Source organism: Streptomyces sp. NPDC003456 (genome assembly GCF_042878735.1).
In the GTDB taxonomy this organism is placed as follows: Bacteria; Actinomycetota; Actinomycetes; order Streptomycetales; family Streptomycetaceae; genus Streptomyces.
On record NZ_JBIAOK010000002.1, the window covers coordinates 417845 to 435780 of the forward strand.

15 protein-coding genes are annotated in these 17936 nt (G+C 73.6%); 7 read left to right on the forward strand and 8 right to left on the reverse strand.

Annotation, left to right across the window (positions count from 1 at the left end):
- Positions 1-181: 181 nt before the first annotated feature.
- The 3 genes from ACFYWG_RS07510 to ACFYWG_RS07520 all read left to right on the forward strand — a co-directional run bounded on the left by ACFYWG_RS07510 (position 182) and on the right by ACFYWG_RS07520 (position 2134).
- A complete protein-coding gene (locus tag ACFYWG_RS07510; protein ID WP_333930150.1) occupies positions 182-424 on the forward strand; it encodes a DUF397 domain-containing protein in 243 nt (80 codons plus the stop codon).
- Positions 425-642: 218 nt separating this feature from the next.
- Complete coding sequence (locus tag ACFYWG_RS07515; protein WP_385414398.1) at positions 643-1545, forward strand: universal stress protein; 903 nt, start codon at positions 643-645, stop codon at positions 1543-1545.
- A 91-nt stretch (positions 1546-1636) separates the two neighbouring features.
- The gene (locus ACFYWG_RS07520) at positions 1637-2134 is read left to right on the forward strand and encodes a hypothetical protein (RefSeq protein ID WP_333930152.1); all 498 of its coding nucleotides are present in this window, start codon (positions 1637-1639) and stop codon (positions 2132-2134) included.
- 69 nt (positions 2135-2203) lie between these two features.
- Here the strand turns inward: ACFYWG_RS07520 and ACFYWG_RS07525 are convergent, their stop codons facing one another.
- On the reverse strand, positions 2204-3343 hold the full coding sequence (locus ACFYWG_RS07525) for an aminoglycoside phosphotransferase family protein (RefSeq protein ID WP_389199899.1): 1140 nt from the start codon (positions 3341-3343) through the stop codon (positions 2204-2206).
- A 232-nt stretch (positions 3344-3575) separates the two neighbouring features.
- Between ACFYWG_RS07525 and ACFYWG_RS07530 the strand changes: the two genes are divergently transcribed.
- Entirely contained in the window at positions 3576-5069 is a 1494-nt protein-coding gene (locus ACFYWG_RS07530) for a hypothetical protein (protein WP_376329770.1), read from the forward strand.
- Positions 5070-5102: 33 nt separating this feature from the next.
- Here the strand turns inward: ACFYWG_RS07530 and ACFYWG_RS07535 are convergent, their stop codons facing one another.
- Complete coding sequence (locus ACFYWG_RS07535) at positions 5103-6500, reverse strand: PP2C family protein-serine/threonine phosphatase (RefSeq protein ID WP_389199902.1); 1398 nt, start codon at positions 6498-6500, stop codon at positions 5103-5105.
- A 291-nt stretch (positions 6501-6791) separates the two neighbouring features.
- On the reverse strand, positions 6792-8360 hold the full coding sequence (locus ACFYWG_RS07540; protein ID WP_376329765.1) for an alpha/beta hydrolase: 1569 nt from the start codon (positions 8358-8360) through the stop codon (positions 6792-6794).
- A 294-nt stretch (positions 8361-8654) separates the two neighbouring features.
- Here ACFYWG_RS07540 and ACFYWG_RS07545 point away from each other — a divergent pair, with 294 nt between their 5' ends.
- On the forward strand, positions 8655-9296 hold the full coding sequence (locus ACFYWG_RS07545; RefSeq protein WP_389199904.1) for a chaplin: 642 nt from the start codon (positions 8655-8657) through the stop codon (positions 9294-9296).
- Between the two features lie 17 nt (positions 9297-9313).
- On the opposite strand, the gene ACFYWG_RS07550 is transcribed toward ACFYWG_RS07545, so the two are convergent.
- The 3 genes from ACFYWG_RS07550 to ACFYWG_RS07560 all read right to left on the reverse strand — a co-directional run bounded on the left by ACFYWG_RS07550 (position 9314) and on the right by ACFYWG_RS07560 (position 14969).
- Positions 9314-10048, reverse strand: a complete 735-nt coding sequence (locus ACFYWG_RS07550) for a class I SAM-dependent methyltransferase (RefSeq protein ID WP_383510717.1) — start codon at positions 10046-10048, stop codon at positions 9314-9316.
- A 6-nt stretch (positions 10049-10054) separates the two neighbouring features.
- Entirely contained in the window at positions 10055-14329 is a 4275-nt protein-coding gene (locus tag ACFYWG_RS07555; protein WP_389200735.1) for an aminotransferase class I/II-fold pyridoxal phosphate-dependent enzyme, read from the reverse strand.
- Positions 14330-14483: 154 nt separating this feature from the next.
- Positions 14484-14969: a nucleoside deaminase gene (locus ACFYWG_RS07560; RefSeq protein WP_376329756.1), complete on the reverse strand. Its 486-nt coding sequence runs from the start codon at positions 14967-14969 to the stop codon at positions 14484-14486.
- A 153-nt stretch (positions 14970-15122) separates the two neighbouring features.
- On the opposite strand from ACFYWG_RS07560, the gene ACFYWG_RS07565 reads away from it, so the two are divergent.
- Complete coding sequence (locus ACFYWG_RS07565; protein ID WP_389199907.1) at positions 15123-15914, forward strand: GNAT family N-acetyltransferase; 792 nt, start codon at positions 15123-15125, stop codon at positions 15912-15914.
- Positions 15915-15929: 15 nt separating this feature from the next.
- Here ACFYWG_RS07565 and ACFYWG_RS07570 read toward each other — a convergent pair whose 3' ends face one another.
- Positions 15930-16370 carry an SPW repeat protein gene (locus tag ACFYWG_RS07570; RefSeq protein ID WP_376329753.1) on the reverse strand — a complete coding sequence of 147 codons (441 nt, stop codon included), beginning with the start codon at positions 16368-16370 and terminating at the stop codon, positions 15930-15932.
- Positions 16371-16596: 226 nt separating this feature from the next.
- Here ACFYWG_RS07570 and ACFYWG_RS07575 point away from each other — a divergent pair, with 226 nt between their 5' ends.
- Positions 16597-16770, forward strand: coding sequence for a hypothetical protein (locus tag ACFYWG_RS07575; RefSeq protein WP_369194118.1), 174 nt, complete (start codon positions 16597-16599; stop codon positions 16768-16770).
- A gap of 41 nt (positions 16771-16811) precedes the next feature.
- Here the strand turns inward: ACFYWG_RS07575 and ACFYWG_RS07580 are convergent, their stop codons facing one another.
- Positions 16812-17861 carry an acyl-CoA dehydrogenase family protein gene (locus ACFYWG_RS07580; RefSeq protein ID WP_389199910.1) on the reverse strand — a complete coding sequence of 350 codons (1050 nt, stop codon included), beginning with the start codon at positions 17859-17861 and terminating at the stop codon, positions 16812-16814.
- Positions 17862-17936: the final 75 nt, after the last annotated feature.

Sequence of the window (17936 nt, forward strand, 5' to 3'; positions counted from 1 at the left end):
GCTGAGGTCGTGCAGAGGCATGGCGAACAGAGCCCGCGCGCGGGCCTGCCACCACCAGTACGTCCGGATGTCACCGCGAGTTCAACCGCCACCGCCGAAAGGTCCCCCTCACGTGCCCTGTCGGCCGTGGGACACGGTCGCTAGGCTGGCCGCGGACGACGAAATGGGGAGGAGCACGGACGTGCCCGAGACCACCACCCAGCAGCGCCCGTTCACGGGCTGGGACAAGCCGGATCTGGACCTCAGCAACGCGCAGTGGCAGTCCAGCAGCCGAGGCCGGGGGGATGTGCAGATCGCCTTCGTCGAAGGCTTCATCGCCATGCGCAACAGCGCCCGGCCCGAGAGCCCCTCCCTGATCTTCACGCCCGACGAGTGGGGCGCGTTCGTCTCGGGAGCCCGGGAGGGCGAGTTCGACCTCACCTGACCGGCCCCGGACGGCACCGGACCGGCACCACCGGCACCACCGGCCCCGGCGGGCGTGCCGGGAGTGGACCGTACCCGCCTGCCGGGTGACAGGGCGGCCCGTGCGGGGGTGTTCCCGCCGCGATCGCGGACACGAGACCCGGGGCGTCCTCCCGCGGCCGTTCCGTACGTCAGGCTGGCACCGGGAGGGGACGGTCGTCTCCCGGAGGTGAGGAACCCATGAGCACCCTGCCGGTCGTCGCGGCGGTCGACGGTTCGGACGGCAGCCTGCGCGCCCTCGACTGGGCCGTCGACGCCGCACGCCGGCGCGCGGCACCCCTGCGCGTGGTCCATGTCCGCCAGTACGCGCACTGGGCCCGGCCCGACGTGCTCACCGCCGGACCGGCGGACCCCCGGGACGACCCGGTCCTCGACCGGGTCCGCGCCCACCTGGAGGGACGCCCCGGCCTGCCCGACACGGAGTACTCCGCACCGGAGGGTGCGATCGGCGTGGTCCTCGCCGAACTGGGCGCCGGCGCGCAGCTGCTGGTGCTCGGGTCCCGGGGCCGCGGCGGCTTCGCCGGCCTGTTGCTCGGCTCCACGAGCATGGCCGCCGCCCGCGACGCCGAGTGCCCGGTCGTCGTGGTACCCCGGCCCGGACGCGAGGTCCCCGGCGGCGCGGTGCCCGGTCCCGGCTCGCGGGTGGTCGTGGGCCTCAAGGTGGACGGCCCCGACGAGGCCACCCTGGCGTTCGCCTTCGAGGAGGCCGCCCGGCGCGGCGCCCGCCTCCGGGCGGTGGCCGCCTACCCGTGGCCCGCGCAGCCCTGGATGATGCCGGGCGAGCTGCCCCCGCCGATCGTCGACCAGACCGTCATCGAGGACGAGGCCCGGGTCCTCGCCGACGGCTTCCTCGCCCCGTACCGCGAGCGGCATCCCGACGTCGACGCCGAGACGGTCGCCGCGGCCGGTGACGCGGCCGGTCACCTCGTCCACGCCTCCGCGGACGCCGGCCTCGTCGTCGTGGGCCGGCACCGGCGGCGCCTGACGGCACCCGCCCGGATGATGGGCTCGGTCACCCAGGCCGTCCTGCTGCACGCCGAGAGCCCCGTTGCGGTGGTGCCGCCCGCCCCCGGCGAGGACTGAGGGCCACCCGGCCGGGAGCGGCGGCGGCCGGGGCCCGTCCGTCCGCCGCCCGCCCGGCGCTTCGCGGCCCCGGGCACGTACCATGGGCGACATGTCGTTCCTCCGCCGCCGCAGCGCCACGCCCGCCGGGCCCGACTTCGACGTCCTGGCCATGGACCCGGGCGACTGGCCCGGCAACCTCGGTGCGGGACTGCTGCCCGCGCCCGACGGCACCTGCCAGGGCGTCTTCCTGCGCTACGACCTGTTCGGCGGCCGCGGCCCCGCGATGATCATCGGCAACCTGCCCGAGGGATCGCCGGCCCGCGAGGTCCCCGAGGGCGAGGTCCCCTTCGAGGTGGCCCAGCTGCTGCTGGCGCTGGAGAACGACGAGGAGGTCACCGTCGTCGACACCGAGGACGTCCCGGTGATGCAGGGCGACAACCTCCTGATCGTCCGGCGCGTTAAGCTCTCCGAGAGCCGGATCTCCTGCGTCCAGTTCGACCGCAGCGACAACGTCCTGGTGACCATCGCCGCCTGGGACCGCCCCATCACGGACGACCTGTACGCCCTGCTCAAGCCGCTGCCGGCGGAGCTGTTCCAGCAGGGCTGAACCCGCCCCCGCGCACACGGGAGGGCCGCTGGGCGCCGATCGGCGCCCAGCGACCCTCGTGCGTCCCCGTCAGCGAGTACCGACCGCTGCCCGCACGGCCCGCCGGGCCAGCTGGCAGTCGTCGTGCAGCCGCCGCAGCAGCAGCCTCTGCTCCTCGCCGGACGGCGCGGCACCCTGGTGGGCCGGACCCGGTGCCGCCGGGGTCACCTCGTGCAGGGAACGCTGCACGGCCGTCTCGCAGGTGCGGATCTCCCGGGTCAGCACCAGCATCAGGTTCACCAGGAAGGCGTCCCTGGACGCCGGGCCCGCCGACTGCGCGATCTGGCTGATCTGACGACGGGCGACCGGTGCGTCCCCGAGCACCGACCACAGCGTCGCCAGGTCGTAACCCGGCAGGTACCAGCCCGCGTGCTCCCAGTCCACCAGCACTGGACCGGCCGGTGACAGGAGGATGTTCGACAGCAGCGCGTCGCCGTGGCAGAACTGGCCCATGCCCTGCCGCCCCGCCGACTGGGCGATGCCGTGCAGCAGCTTCTGCAGGTCGCCGAGGTCGCGGTCGGTGAGCAGGCCCAGCTCGTGGTAGCGCGCGATGCGGGCCGCGTAGTCCAGCGGGGCGTCGAACGTGCCCGCCGGCGGCCGCCAGGCGTTCAGCCGGCAGATCGCGCCGAGAGCCGCTCTGATGTCCGCACGCGGCGGCGCCTCGGCCGGGTGCCGCTGGAGTGCCGCCACCCGCCCGGGCATCCGCTCGATCACCAGCGTGCAGTTGTCCGGGTCCGCCGCGATCAGCCTCGGCGCCCGCACCGGAGGGCGGTGCCGGACGAACGAGCGGTAGGCCGCTATCTCGTGGCGGATCCGCTCCGACCAGGCGGGGGAGTGGTCCAGTAAACACTTGGCGACCGCGAAGCTGCGGCCCGTCGTGCCGACCAGGATCACGGACCGGCCGCTGCGGCGCAGCACCTGCACCGGGCTGAACTCCGGGCAGATGCGGTGCACCGACGCGATGGCCGTGCGCAGCTGCGCGCCCTGGGGGCCGGACAGGTCGAGTCTCCCGCTGAGCGGCTGGGTGCCGAGGAGCGCGCCGCGCCGGGGCCGGCCCGCGCCGAGCACGGGGTTCGCCGGCCGGGCGGGGGCCAGGTAGGGGCCGTTGTCCGCGGGACGCGGGTGCAGCGACCGGGGCGGTGCGGACACGGAGGACGATGCTGTGTACATGGGCGAAACAGATCCCTTCGTGTGCCTGCGACGACAGCGCACACCCGGCCCGGGGCCCGGGATCATCCTGGGGAATGCCCCTGCGGCGACCGGGTCGGGGTGGCGCGTTCCTACCTGACACCGGATGGCCCCTGGCACACCATCTGGCGCACCCTGGCGAACCCTGGCGAATAGTCGCCCGGCAACTCCGGCCGGGCTACTGTCAACTCAGCCGAGAACCTGGGGGCTTGACGTGAGCGGACAACCCAACACCCGGCTCTCGGACCTGTTCGGCCTGGCCGGCTGGTCCAAGGGCGAACTCGCGAGGCTGGTCAACCGGCAGGCGGCGGCCATGGGCCATCCCCAGCTGGCGACCGACACCTCCCGGGTGCGGCGGTGGATCGACACGGGAGAGATCCCGCGCGATCCGGTGCCGCGGGTGCTGGCGGCTCTGTTCACCGAGCGTCTCGGCCGTGTCGTGACCATCGAGGACCTCGGTCTGGTCAGGCACGGGCGTACGGGGAAACGGCAGGGCGGCGGGAGCACGGAGTCTCCCGACGGTGTGCCGTGGGCGCCCGAGCGAACCGCCGCGGTCCTCACCGAATTCACGGGAATGGACCTCATGCTCAACCGACGCGGCTTGGTGGGCGCGGGCGCCGCGCTCGCCGCGGGATCCGCACTCAGCAGCGCCATGTACGACTGGCTGCACACCGACCCGGCCCTGACGGCCGACGCCCCCCGCCTCGACCACTCCCTGCACGCCGACCCCGCTGGGTTCGACCGCTACGAGGCCGCCCCCATCGGGTCGCAGGAGATCGAGGAACTGGAGCGCTCCGTCGAGGTGTTCCGCGCCTGGGACGCCGCCCGGGGCGGCGGGCTCCAGCGCAAGGCCGTGGTGGGCCAGCTCAACGAGGTGGGCGGCATGCTCGCCTACCGCCACCCGCCCCACCTTCAGCGGCGCCTGTGGGGCGTCGCCGCCAACCTCGCCGTCCTCGCCGGCTGGATGTCCCACGACGTCGGCCTGGAGCCCACGGCGCAGAAGTACTTCGTCATCGCCGCGCACGCGGCCCGGGAGGGCGGCGACCGGCCCCGCGCGGGCGAGGCTCTCTCCCGCGCGGCCCGCCAGATGGTGCATCTGGGCAAGCCGCACGACGCCCTGGACCTGATGAAGCTCGCCACGTCCGGCTCGGGCGAGGAGGTGCTGCCCCGCACCCGGGCGATGCTCTACACCGTCGAGGCCTGGGCGCAGGCCGCCATGGGCAAGGGCCAGGCCATGCGCCGCACCCTGGGCCGCGCGGAGGACCTGTTCGTCTCCGACAAGGCCGACGTCCCGCCCCCGGACTGGATGCAGACCTTCAAGGAGGAGGACCTGTACGGCATGCAGGCCCTCGCGTACCGCACGCTGGCCGAGTTCGAGCCGGGTGCGGCCGTGCACGCCCAGCACTACGCGGAGAAGGCGCTCGCCCTGCGCGTCGACGGCCGGCAGCGGTCGAAGATCTTCGACTACCTGTCGATGGCCTCCGCCTGCTTCATCGCGGACGATCCCGAACAGGCCGACCGCTACGCCCGCCTGGCACTGGTGTCGATGGGGTCCAACTCCTCGCACCGCACCTGGGACCGGCTGCGCGAGATGTACCGGCTCACGGCCCAGTACTCGGGGACGCCGAGAATCCAGGAGTTGCGGGAGGAGATCAAGCTGGCCCTGCCGAAGCCCAAGGGCAAGGAAGCCGGCCGCGCACCGGCCTGAGCCGCCGTCAAATCATGGACGCTTGGGGAGACTTCACGTCACCTTGACGACGAGCAGGCAGGCGTTGTCCTCCCGCTCGTGCGTGCCGAACTCCTCGACGACCGTGCGCACGCAGTCCTCCGCAGTGCGGTCGCCGCCCAGGCGTGGCGCCAGGCCGAGGAGGACGTCCGCGGCTGCTCTCCCGGTGTGTCCCGGCACCAGCCCGTCGGTGTGCAGGAGGAGCAGGTCGCCGTCCTCCAGGGCTTCTTCGGCCTGCCCGTAGACCGGTCCGGAGGTGGCGCCGAGCAGGACGCCGGCCGGGGCGTCCAGCACCCGCCCCGTCCCGCCGCGGAACAGCAGCGGGGCGGGGTGCCCGGCCTGCGCCCACACCAGGGTGCGCGTGCCGGGCCGGTAGCGGCAGCACACGGCGCTGCCCAGGGCGGGTTGCACGGTGGCGTCCAGTAACTGGTTCAGCCAGGCCATCAGCTGGGCGGGCCCGGTCCCGGCCATGGCCATGCCGCGGACGGCGCCGAGCAGCATGGTCATGGTCGACGTGACGCCGACGCCCTGACCCGTGAGGTCGCCGACGCTCAGCAGCGTGTCCCCGTCGGCCAGTTCGAGGGCGTCGTACCAGTGGCCGCCGATCGGCGTGCGCGTGGAGGCCGGCAGGCGGCGGGCGGCGAGGTCGAGCGCGCCGGAGGCCCGGTGCGGGAGCCGCGGGGAGCCGAGCCCCGGCGGCAGCACGGCCTCCTGCAACTCGGCCGCGAGCCGGCGCTCGCCGTGCGCGGCCTCTCGCCGGCGGTGCAGCGAGTCACGGGTCTCGCTCACCGCCCGCTGGTTGCGGCGCAGTTCGCTGACGTCCCGCAGCACGGCCCACATCGAGGCGGTGCTCCCGTCGGCGTCCAGCACGGGTTCGCCCATCATGTGCACGGTGCGCACGTCCCCGTCCCGGCGGGCGATGCGGAACTCGCCGTCGATGGGGCGGGCGTCGACCAGGCAGTTGGTGACCATCGCCGTCAGCCTCGGCCGGTCCTCGTCGAGCACGAGCGACGGCAGTTCGTCGAGGGTGAGCGGAGCGGCGGCGGGATCGCGGCCCAGGATGTGGTAGAGCTCGCCGGACCAACTGGCCTCGTCCGTCTGCAGGTTCCACTCGGCGCTGCCGACCCTGCTGAGCAGCGAGCCCCGCGGCGCCGGCTCGGTCTGCGCCGTCGCGGGCAGCGGGCCGTCGCGCAGCTGGGCCAGGTGCTCGTCGAGGTCGTCGAGCTGGTGCAGGGCCAGGTCGTACAGTGCACGCTGCCATCGGCCCCGGGGGTGGTCCGGCTCGTCGTCCGCGCCCCGGCGCACCGCGTCCACGTCGCCCTTGAGCCGCCGCGTCTGCGAGATGAGCGCGTCGACCGAGCCGCGTCCTGGCGGCTGGGGGGCGGGGCGGTCCGCGGAGAGGTGGGACGGCATGACGCACTCCGATGCGGGGACGGTACGACCAAGGCGGACGGAGGGACCGCTACGACTGTTGCACAGCCCGCGACGGCCTGTAAGGGATTTGGCACCACACGATACGGTGGTGCTTCCGGCATATGCCACAGTCTCACCGAGTTACTCGAAGGTAGCTCCTGCGAGTGCTGCCGGGAGCCTCAAATCCTAGACGACACAGGGGTTTTGACGGACCGTCGGGGTGTTCGCGCGATGCTGCCGCACACGTTCGACGGCCTTGTGTTCGAGAGGTAGAGTGCCGTCCTCGTGCCCTCACTCGGCGTCGTGGTCGGAGCCGCAGGAACTGCCGTCCGGCGGCAGCGTGCCGTAGAGCAGGAAGGCGTCGACCTTGCGCTGCACGCACGGGGAGGAGCCGTAGCCGGTGTGCCCTTCGCCCCGGTTGTCCAGCACCACGGCCGACGAACCGAGCCGCTTCGCCGTCTCCACCGTCCACCGGTACGGCGTGGCCGGGTCGCCCCGGGTGCCGACGAGCAGCATCCGCGGGGTGTCGACGTCCTTGACCTTCTCGCGGATGTAGTCGGTGCCCTTGGGCCGCCCGTAGCACATCAGCACCTGGGTCAGCCGGTACCGGCCGAAGACGGGTGAGGCCTCTTCGTAGCGGGCGCGCAGCCGGTCCAGGTCGCGGGTGACCCGGTCGGCCGCGGGGCGGTCGGGGTCGTCCGCGCAGTTGACCGCCATCAGCGCCGCCGGAAGGTTGTCCATGGGGACGTCCTGCGGATCGGTGAGCCCGGCGTGCGGGGTCCGCCGCGGCGGGAGGGCGAACCCCCCGGAGAGGAAGGCCTCCAGGCCCCGGGTGTCGCCGTCCTCCAGCAACTGCGACAGGGCCCGCTGCAGCGAGGGCCACAGCTCGCGGCTGTAGAGGCCCTGCCCGAGGGCGCCGGCGAAGTCCTGCCCGCTGAACGCCTCCCCGAAGTCCGTCGGCACCGGGTCCTCGTCCAGCGACTTCACCACCTGCACCACCCGCTCCCGGGCCTCCCGGGGGTTGCGCCCGAAGGGGCAGGCGATGTCGTCCGTGCACCAGGTGAGGAAGTTCTCCAGGGCGGTCTGCTGACCCTGCGCGCTCGCCACGCCCTGCTCGGACAGCGGCTCGGTCAGGGTGTCGACGCCGTCCAGCACGATCCTGCCGACCTTGCCGGGGAACTCCGCCGCGTACACGGCGCCGAGCCGGCTGCCGTAGGAGAAGCCGAGGTAGTTCAGCTTGCCGTCGCCGAGGGCGGCGCGCATCACGTCGAGGTCGCGGGCGGCGTTCACCGTGCCGATGTGGGGCAGGACCGGGCCGGAGTGCTCGGCGCACGCCGCGGCCGCCGCGCGCAGTTCCTCGAGCACGGCACGGGCGTCGCCCCCGTCGGCGGCCTCGTCCGCCGCCGCCAGGGCGTCGGGGGCGTTGCCGCAGCTCACCGGTGAGGAGCGGCCGACACCGCGGGGATCGAAGGAGACCACGTCGTAGCGGTCCGTCAGGCCCATGAAGTCCTTGCCGCCCATGCCCAGCTGGGCCACGCCCTGACCGCCCGGGCCGCCGAAGTTCAACAGCACCGAGCCGCGGGAGTCGCCCGTGGCGCGGTAGCGCGCCACGGCCAGGTCGAGGGTGCCCTTGCCGGGGTGGGCGTAGTCGAGCGGAACGGTGACCTTGCCGCACTGCAGGTCCTTCGGCATCTCCAGGCCCGGGCACCGGGACCAGGTGACCTTCTGGTCGTAGAAGCGCGCCAGGCCGGGCGACGGCTCGTCGACGGCCGGGAGCGCGGTGCCCAGCAGGGCCAGCCCGGCCGCCGCCGACACCGCGCAGCGCGGTATCGAGGGGCGCGTGGACAGCTTCGCCAGCATGGATGCCTCCAGGGACGCGGGACGCTTCGCAGCGGACCGGGAAACGGCGCCCTCGCCCACGATAGGCGCACCCCGGAACCCGCGCCTCCGCACGAGCGGCCACCGGCCTTCGCCCCCTGACCGGCATACGAAACGCTTTACCGCCCGTTCGACAACCGGGACGCTCGATGGGGTGAAAGGCCGATCAGCCATAACTCGGACCGGGCGGCGGGAGTTCTATCCGGTGCGGGTGAGTGCCCGTGACGACGATGTCTGGAAGGCAGGCAGCCTATGAAACGGGTTACCAGGAACGGCATGATCGCCGTCGCCGCCGCCTCGGGCGCGATGGCCATGACCGTGCCCGCGTACGCAGGGGCCGGTGCGGACGGCTCCGCAGCCGGATCGCCCGGAGCGGTCTCCGGCAACAGCGTCCAGCTCCCGGTGCACGTGCCGGTCAACGCGTGCGGCAACACGGTGAACGTGGTGGGGCTGCTCAACCCGGCCGCGGGCAACACCTGCGCCAACGTGGACGACGGCCCCCGCGGCCCGCACGGGGCGGGTGCCGAGGGCGCAGCGAAGGACTCCCCGGGCGTGGTCTCCGGCAACGGGGTGCAACTGCCCGTCGACCTGCCGGTCAACGTCACGGGCAACTCCGTGAACGTGGTCGGCGTCGGCAACCCCGCGACCGGCAACGCGTCCTCGAACACCCCGGACGCCCCGCCCGTCCGGCCCGAACGCCCCCGGCAGCCGCCGAAGGCCGAGCCCGAGCCCGAGCCGCCGACCCCGCCCCGCACGCTCCCCGCGCCCGCCCCGGTGCCGCACGCCGCGCCTCGCGCAAGGGCCGCCCTGGCCCACACCGGCACCGACCACACCCTCCAGACCGTCGCGGCGAGCGCCGCACTGCTGGCCGGCGGAGTGGTGCTGCGCCGGCGCTTCCGCCCCGGTTCGCAGCGCTGAGCCCCGGAGCCTTCCGCTCACACCGCCTCCGCCACCCCCGTCAGCAGCACCATGCCCGAGTCGCCGTAGTCCGGCAGCGTCGGGTCCACGTCGATGCGGGTCACGTCCAGGTCGCGGGTGAGCGGGGCGAAGACCTCCGTGACGGTGGCCGGGTCCACCGGGCACCCCGGCCACCGTGAGGCCGGGCCGATGCGGTAGGTCGGCAGGTTCTCCATGAACGCGGCGACGAGGTGACCGCCCGGCACCACGGTCCGCACGAACAGGCGGCAGAAGTCGGCGAACTCGCCGAAGTCCTCCGTGGCGCCCTCGGCGACGAAGTGCATCGAGGCCAGTTCGTACGTCCCCGGCCGCAGCGTGCGGACGTCGGCGTGGACGACGTGCACCGGGGCGAGCGCCCCCGCCAGGGTCGCCGGGACGTCCGGGTTGAGCTCCCGGCACAGCGCGTGGAAGGGCAGCCAGCTGGCGTCCGGGCGGTGGCAGATCTGGTTCGTCAGGTAGCCGACGTTGCTCGCCCCCGCCTCCACCGCGTCGATCCGGCGGCTCGCCGCCGACGCCAGCATCAGCGGGTAGAGGTTGGGGCCCGCCCCGAACTCCACCGAGCGCGCGATCGCGCCCGGCGCGAAACGCCGGTAGAAGGCACTGTGGTGGGCGATGACCGCCGCGTCCGACGGGTGCACCTCGCGGTAGTTCTCGGCCAGGTAGTCGGCGACCGGCCAGCGGTCCCAGTCCACGTCGTCGTTGTGCGTCGTCATGGCCGTTCAGCCCTTCATCCGCAGCGGGAAACGCTCGGACAACCGGGTCAGGGTCCCGTTCAGGTGGCCGATGTCCTCGTCCGAGTTGAGCGCCGTGAGCTGGACGCGGAAACCCACCCGGTCGCGCGGGACCAGCGGGTAGGCGGCCAGCGTCACGTACACCCCCTCCTGCCACAGGAACGCCGCGACCGCGTCCAGGTCCGCCGGGTTGGCCAGCGGGACCTCCACGATGGGCAGCCGGTCCGCGTTCAGGGTGCTCACGCCCATGCCGTCCAGGTGGTCCAGCACCCGCACCGTCTTGCGGTACAGGTCCGCGCGGATGACGTCGCCGCGGCGCTCGTTGACGTCCAGCCCCGCCAGCGCCGTCGCGAGGGAGGCCGTGGGGGAGGGCCCGGAGTACAGGTAGGGCGCCGCCGCGGTCTTCAGCCGGTTCTTCAGCTCGGACGGCAGCGCGAGGAACGCCAGCAGGGACGAGTACGCCTTGGAGAAGCCGCCCACCAGCACGATCCCGTCGTACGACTCACCGGTGTGCCGCACCACGCAGTTGCCGCGCATGCCGTACGGGCACGGCTCGTCCGGGCCGCGCTCCCCGATCACGCCGAAGCCGTGCGCGTCGTCGACGTAGAGCGTCGCGCCCTCGGCGCGGCACACGGCGGCCAGCGCGGGCAGGTCGGGGATGTTGCCGCTCATGCTGTTGACGCCGTCCAGGCACACCAGCCGGGGCGTGCCCGGTGGCACCCCGGCCAGCAGGGCGCGCAGTTCGTCCAGCCGCTCGGCGTGGAAGCGGTGCAGGGTCGCGCCCTGCGCCCGGGCCACCACGCAGCCGTCGTAGACGGTCCGGTGGGCCGTCGCCTCCACGAAGATGTGCCCGTCCTCGGCCAGCGCCGGGATCACCGACGAATGCACCAGCGTCAGCGTCGGCAGCAGCAGGGTGTCCGGCGCGCCCAGCAGCGCGGCGAGCCGCTCCTCGATGTCCGGGTACAGGCGCGGACTGCCCAGCAGCCGCGACCAGCTGGGGTGCGTGCCCCACCGGCGCACCGCGGGATCCACGGACTCCATGACCTCCGGGTCCCAGTCGAAGCCCAGGTAGTTGCAGGAGGCGAAGTCGATCAGCCAGTGGTCGCCGCTGCGGATGTGCCGGCCGCGCACCTCGTCGAGGACGGCGTCGCTCATCGGGCTGGTGCGCCGCAGGTGCTCCAGGTCGGCCCAGCGCGCCTCCCTGCGCCCCTTGGCCGCGTCCATCCGCGGCCTGCGGGGCCGGGGCGGGGCGAAAGGCCGTGCGCTCGGCTCGCGCAGCACGTGAGCGCTCTGCTCCACCGTCAGGGGCCTGGCGAACAGGAACCCCTGCCCGAAGCGGCACCCCATGCTCGCCAGCAGGTCCCGCTGCGAGGTGTCCTCGATGCCCTCCGCGATGACCTGGAGCCCCAGCGTGTCGGCGATCCGCACGATCCCCTCGACCAGGGCGACCTGCTGGGCGTCCCGGGCGATGTCGTCGATGAACGACTTGTCGATCTTCAGGACGTCGATCGGGAAGTCGCGCAGGTAGCGCAGGGAGGAGAAGCCGGTGCCGAAGTCGTCGACCGCGATGTGCACGCCGAGTTCCTTCAGCGTGTTCAGCACCGTCTGCAGCCGGTCGTCGCGCTGCAGCAGCACGGTCTCCGTCAGCTCCAGCTGCAGCGAGCCGGGTTCGAGACCCGGCGTGCTCAGGGCCTCGCCGACCTGCTCGATGAAGCCGGCGTCGCGGAACTGACGGGCGGAGACGTTGACGCTGACGTACGGCGGACGGGCGGGCCCGGGCAGCTGCTGCAGGCCGACGATGTCGTTGACCGCGTTCTCCAGCACCCAGGAGCCGAGCGGCGCGATGTGCCCGGTCTCCTCGGCCAGGCCGATGAACTGCTCCGGGCCCACCTGGGGCCGCTCCTGCGGCCAGCGCACCAGCGCCTCGAACCCGACGACCTCGCCCGCGGTGATGTCCACGACCGGCTGGTAGCGCAGGCGGAAGGCCTTGTCCGCCACGGCCTGGGCCAGCTGGGTCTGCAGGTCGTGCCGCTCGACCATGCGGCTGCGCAGCAGCGGCCGGAAGCGGCGCCACTGCCGCTTGCCCGCCGCCTTCGCCGCGTACAGCGCGAGGTCGGCGTGGCCCAGCAGTTCCTCGGCGTCCGTGCTGTCACGCGCGGTGGCCACCCCCACGCTGGCCGACACGGTCACCGCCTCGTCGGCCAGGTCGAACGGCCGGCTGAGGGTCTGGATCACCTGCGCCGCCAGGAGTTCGGCGTCCAGCGGCTGCTTGGCGTCCTCCATGAGCACCGCGAACTCGTCCCCGCCGAGCCGGGCCGCGGTGTCGGTGCGCCGCAGCGCCCGGGACAGCCGGTTGCCCACCGAGATCAGCAGCTGGTCGCCGGCGCGGTGCCCCATCGTGTCGTTGACCAGCTTGAAGTCGTCCAGGTCGATGAAGAGCAGGCAGGTCAGGGACGCTTCACGGCGGCCGCGCAGCAGGGCGCGCTCGATGCGCTCCAGCAGCAGGGTCCGGTTGGGCAGTCCGGTCAGCGAGTCGTGGAACGCCCGCTGGGTCAGCTCCTGCTCCAGCCGCCGCTGCTCGGTGACGTCCCGCAGGGTGACCACCAGCCCGGACACGGTCCGCTCGGCGCGGAAGTCGCTGAAGCGGGCCTCGACCTCGACGCGCTCCTCCCCGCGCCGCACCCACCAGTGGTCGTGCCCCGCTCGCGAACCGTGCGCGCGCAGCGCGGCCAGATCCCGCCGGGCCCGCTGCCGGTCGCTCGGGTCCACCAGTCCGGGCAGCGAGACCCCGACCAGTTCCTCGGTGCCGAACACCGAGCGCGCCGACGGGCTGGCGTACCGGATCGTGTCGTCGTCCTCGACGATCAGGATGACGTCGGAGGCGTTGCGCACGAGGGTGCGGAAGTACGCCTCGTTCTCCCGCCGCACGACCTCCTGGCGCAGGGTGACGCGCTCCAGGGCCAGACCCGCGTGCGAGGCGAGGATCTCCAGCGAGCCCCACGTCTCGTTCAGCTGCCGCTCCGGCGCGGCGACCAGCAGCACACCGGGCACGCTCGCGCCCGGCCGGTCCCGCTGGACCATGGGGCACACCAGCACCGAGGGCAGGCCGTCCAGTCCGGCGGCGACCTGCGGGTCGAGCACGGCCGGGCTCACCAGCTGGGAGCCGCCGCCGCCCAAGTCCCCGGCCCGGTCGGTCGGCAGCAGCAGCGTCCGGTGCTCCACGTCGGGGCCCATCAGCCGGTCGACGGTCGTACGGCAGGTCCGGTCGACCTCCTCCGGGCGGTACGCGGAGACCAGGGACGCGGCGGCCGAGCGCAGGGCGAGCTCCCGGCTCACGGACCTGCGGTGGGCCACCACCATGCCGGCCAGCCGCAGGATCACCAGCAGGAAGAGCACCCCGGAGAACGCCGCGATCACGGCGGCGTCCCGCGTCTCGCCGCTCAGTCCCTCGTGCAGCAGGATCCCCGGCGGGATCAGCGTCGCCACGGCCAGCATGACCAGGCGGCGCGGGGGCGGCAGCATGGACTCGCGCTGCGGCACCGAGGCGGTCAGCTCGACCATGGACGGGTCCAGCGCGGCCAGCCCCCAGGCGGTGTAGAAGGCGATCCAGCCGAGGTCCAGCAGCGTGCCGGTCTCCCAGAGGTCCTTCAGCTGCAGGATCCCGTAGGCGATGTCGAACAGCAGCAGCGTCCCGGTGCCGACGACCAGGAGCTGCACGGCCCGGTTGGGGCCGGTCACCGGGCTCGGGGCCAGCAGGCGCGCCAGCAGCGCCAGCACCAGCACGTCTCCGAGGGGGTAGGCGATGCTGATCGCCCGCTGCTGCCAGGTCATCCCGTCCACGACCGTCAGCGGCTGCACCAGGTAGACCCACACGGGCAGCGCGAGGCCGGCCGTGATGATCAGCGCGTCCAGCAGGCTCGGCAGGTCGCGGTCGGCCCACCGGTGGCGCACCAGCCCCGACAGCCCGATCGCGAACAGCGGGTAGGTGAGGAGGTAGAGGGCGTCGGAGGGGGAGGGGAACGGGTTGGAGGCGTCGAAGTACCCCTCCATCACGTTGTAGTAGGTGTCGCCCGCGATGAAGGTCAGCAGCCCGCAGGCCAGCACCCACCAGGGCCAGGGATGGCTGGGCCGGTGCAGGAGTGTGCCGGTCACGACGGCGGCCACGCCGGCCAGCCCGATTACGGCCCAGAGCGCGGGAGCCGCCACCGGCAGGGTCATGTAGAGGATCGTCACGGCTGTGACCAGGCCGAGGTAGACGGCCATCAGCCGGTGGGCCGGCAGCGAGGACATGCGCCTCCCCCCGTCGGGGAGACCGAGGCGTGCACCTGATCTCGTTGAATCCGATCGTAGATTCGCCCCGGTGGCCTTGCATCTCGGGGCATCCCGGGCGGCCACCGCCGCCGGACCGGCCTGCGGCTCAGCCGTGCCCGCGGTGCAGGCGGACGTGCAACGCCCGCACCTCCTCCACCAGTTCCGGCACCGGGCCGTCGACGGCCACGCCGGGTGCCACGTCGTGCACGGGGAGTGTCCGCACCGGCGGTGCGGGAACCTGCAACTCCTCCAGCCAGGAGGCGAGTTGCTCGGAGGAGGCGACGTAGACGATCCGGCCCAGGCCGACCCAGGCGTGGGCGGCCGCGCACATCGGGCAGTGCTCCCCGGAGGTGTAGACGGTGGCCGCGGCCCGCTCCGCGGGGGTCAGGTGCCGGGCCGACCAGCGCGCCAGCGCGAACTCGGGGTGACGGGTGCGGTCGCCGTCCGCCACCCGGTTGCGGTCCTCCGCCAGCACCGTGCCGTCGCCGCCGGCCAGCACCGAACCGAAGGGCTCGTCCCCGGCCTCGAGTGCCTCGGCCGCGAGCTCCACGCAGCGGCGCAGGTACGGCAGTTCCGAGTCCTTCACGACCATGGGGCAGCCCTCTCACGCGCGGATGTGATCGTCAGGACCCTACGGCGCGCTCCCTTCGGGACGGAAAACACCGGCGTGGCGGGCGGCACGGCGGCGGGCGCCGCGCGGGAAAAGACGTTGCGGGGCGGCCCGGGCCGCTGCTGGAGTACGGCCATGGATCACCAGCACAGGGCCGCGCTGCTCGCCGAGTTCGACCGGGATGTGCGGGAAGGGGCCCGGCCGGACGGCCCCGGCGCACGCGTGGAACGCTCCGCGAACGTGGTCCGCCAGCTCGGCGGTGTCCGGAGCTGGAACGGTGTGGTCTGGTCCGCACTCGACGAGGCCGGGGCGGATGCCGCCGTGGCCGAGCAGATCGAGCGCTTCCGCGGGCTCGGCGCCGACTTCGAATGGAAGCTGTACGGACACGACGGCCCCGCCGACCTGGGGCGGCGGTTGCGCGCGGCCGGGTTCCGGCCCGGACCCGCGGAGACGCTGATGGTCGGCCGCAGCGACGGTCCCGCCGCGGTGGCCGAACCGCCCGAGGGCGTCCGTGTCGTGCAGGTCACCGACGCGGGGGGCGTGGACCTCGTGGCGGGCGTCCACGAGAAGGCGTTCGGCTCGGACGCTTCCTGGCTGCGCGAGCAGCTGCTCGCCCGGCTCACGGCCGACCCGGGCGGCGTGGTCGCCCTGGTGGCGATGGCCGGCGACGAGGCGGTCGGCGCGGCCCGCCTGGAGTTCGTGCCCGGTACCGGCTTCGCCGGGCTGTGGGGCGGCGGCACGGTCGAGGGCTCGCGGGGCCGGGGCGTCTACCGGGCGCTGGTGGCGCACCGTGCCCGGGTCGCCGCGGCCCGCGGCTGCCCCCACCTCCAGGTGGACGCCTCCGACCGGAGCCGGCCGATCCTGGAGCGTCTGGGGTTCGTGCCGCTGACCACGACGACGCCGTACCGGTACACGGTGCGCAGCTGAGCCTCTCCGGCGCGGCTACGGCCTCGGCGAGGCCTTCGCCGCCGTGCCGGCGCACACCAGGCCGAGGACGACGGCCAGCGCGCCGATGACGATGTTGTTCCACACCACACCGGCGTCCGGACTGCTGCCGACGATCCACGGCGAGACGATCATCCAGACCCCGAGGGCGCACATGGCCCAGCTCAGGCCGTACATGCGCTCGGGCGCGCGGGTGAAGCCGAGCGCCAGCAGTCCGATGGCGATGCCCATGATCAGGTTGTGGGTCGCGACGGACGGCTGGCTCGTCGTGTAGTGGACGATCCACGGTGACGCGGCGCAGTACAGACCGAGCAGGAACACCGGTCCGTCCACGAGCGCCACATCGCGGCCGCCGAGGACACGGGCGTACCGGTCCCGCATCTCCGAAGCGTCCGGGTGGCTGGTGATGTCACCTCGGGTGGGCGAGACGTTGGCCATGACTCGTCTCCTTCTGTGCAGGGCGACCGCGTCTGGTGGGGAGTGCGGTAAGCGCCACGTAAGCATCATTCTGCTCTTATTCATCCTTTATGTGTAGAGCTCCAGCGATGTGCGAAGTTCGAACGCCCGTACATGTGCGGGCGGATCGGGGGCAACCGGATGTGTACGACAGCGACCGATCGACGCGGCCCTGGTGGGCGGCGCGGAACTGGGGAGGGCAGCGGACGTGACTGCGGCCATCAGTGCGAAGGTGTTGGAACGGTTCCCGGCGGGATCCCCCCGCGGTTCGTGGCCGGCGGAGGAGTACGCGGCACGTCGCCGCGCCGAGGGTGAGGCCGCCACGGTCGTGATGGACCTGGAGTCCGACGCCTTCCTCGTGGTCGTCCCGGACGAGGACTGACGCCGCGGACCGCCGGACGGCGACCGTCGTCCGGCGGTCCGCTACGGGGACGCCAGCGAACCCAGATGGCTGCGGCGCGCGTCGGCGGTCTGGCCCTGGATCAGCAGGAACATCCCCTCACGGGCCAGGCGCTGCGCCCGGTCGTCCAGGGCCATCGCCCGCCCGCCGCCGGCCACGATCGCCGCGGTCGTGGCCGCGCGCATCACGTCGTACGCCCGTGACCTCGCCGCCAGCCGCCGGGTGACGCACTCCCGGGTGACCGGCTGATCGGCCAAGGCGTACGCCTCCCGGCGGACCTCGTCGAGCCGGACGCGCAGGGTCCGGGCCGGCTCCTCGCCGTCCGGGCTCCGCCCCACCAGGTCGAGCGCCGCCTCCGCGACCCCGAAGACGGCGGGGCCGGCGTTGGCGGCCCGCGGCAGATCGATTCCGGCGAAGTCCGCCTGCGGCACCCGCTGCACCACGGAGTCCTCCGGCAGCCACAGGCCGTCCAGGTCGAGGGAGACCGTACGCGCGGCGGAGAGGGCCGCGAGCCGCATCGGCGCGGAGGCGGTCAGGCCCGGCTGTTCCCGGGCGCCGGAGAAGGCGAACACCACCTCCGCCGCGTCCGTCACCCCGGCCAGCAGCATCACGTCGTTCAGGCCCCACCCCGTGTACCAGGGCACCTTGCCGTCGAAGCGCCAGCCGCCCCGCTCGGGAGAGGCCCGCACCGGCACCCGGGGGAAGGCGCGCACATGGGCGTACGCGATGCCGGCCATCAGCTCGCCCGTCGCCAGGGGGTGCAGCAGCCTCTCCCTGGCCGGGCCGTCATGGGCGGCGAGCAGCTTCACGGGCGTGTGGTGCTGGGTCTGCACGAACCAGGTGGAGCAGCACGCCCCGGCCAGGATCTCCGCGGTCCGGCGCGCCACGGCGACGGGCGCGTCCGCCCCGCCGTACTCCGCCGGTGCCCCCACTCCCAGCAGGCCCGCCCGCCTGATCGCCTCGATGTGGCTCGCCGGCACCCCCTCCTGGTCGACCCGCTCCGCCTGCGGGACCAGAAGATCGCGGGCCAGCCGCTGGGCGGCGGTGACGAGGGGGTGGGCAGTGGTGGTCATGCAGGTGATTGTGGTGCCTGCCGCCGCGCCGCGCGCCGGGACGGCCACGGTGTGTCCGGAGCGCTGCCCCGATCC

What these genes read in the sequence shown, in the direction of transcription:
- ACFYWG_RS07515 (WP_385414398.1), top strand. Translation starts at nt 643, where the DNA reads ATGAGCACCCTGCCGGTCGTCGCGGCGGTCGACGGTTCGGACGGCAGC.
- ACFYWG_RS07520 (WP_333930152.1), top strand. Translation starts at nt 1,637, where the DNA reads ATGTCGTTCCTCCGCCGCCGCAGCGCCACGCCCGCCGGGCCCGACTTC.
- ACFYWG_RS07525 (WP_389199899.1), bottom strand. Translation starts at nt 3,343, where the DNA reads ATGTACACAGCATCGTCCTCCGTGTCCGCACCGCCCCGGTCGCTGCAC.
- ACFYWG_RS07535 (WP_389199902.1), bottom strand. Translation starts at nt 6,500, where the DNA reads ATGCCGTCCCACCTCTCCGCGGACCGCCCCGCCCCCCAGCCGCCAGGA.
- ACFYWG_RS07540 (WP_376329765.1), bottom strand. Translation starts at nt 8,360, where the DNA reads ATGCTGGCGAAGCTGTCCACGCGCCCCTCGATACCGCGCTGCGCGGTG.
- ACFYWG_RS07545 (WP_389199904.1), top strand. Translation starts at nt 8,655, where the DNA reads ATGATCGCCGTCGCCGCCGCCTCGGGCGCGATGGCCATGACCGTGCCC.
- ACFYWG_RS07550 (WP_383510717.1), bottom strand. Translation starts at nt 10,048, where the DNA reads ATGACGACGCACAACGACGACGTGGACTGGGACCGCTGGCCGGTCGCC.
- ACFYWG_RS07555 (WP_389200735.1), bottom strand. Translation starts at nt 14,329, where the DNA reads ATGGCCGTCTACCTCGGCCTGGTCACAGCCGTGACGATCCTCTACATG.
- ACFYWG_RS07560 (WP_376329756.1), bottom strand. Translation starts at nt 14,969, where the DNA reads ATGGTCGTGAAGGACTCGGAACTGCCGTACCTGCGCCGCTGCGTGGAG.
- ACFYWG_RS07565 (WP_389199907.1), top strand. Translation starts at nt 15,123, where the DNA reads ATGGATCACCAGCACAGGGCCGCGCTGCTCGCCGAGTTCGACCGGGAT.
- ACFYWG_RS07570 (WP_376329753.1), bottom strand. Translation starts at nt 16,370, where the DNA reads ATGGCCAACGTCTCGCCCACCCGAGGTGACATCACCAGCCACCCGGAC.
- ACFYWG_RS07580 (WP_389199910.1), bottom strand. Translation starts at nt 17,861, where the DNA reads ATGACCACCACTGCCCACCCCCTCGTCACCGCCGCCCAGCGGCTGGCC.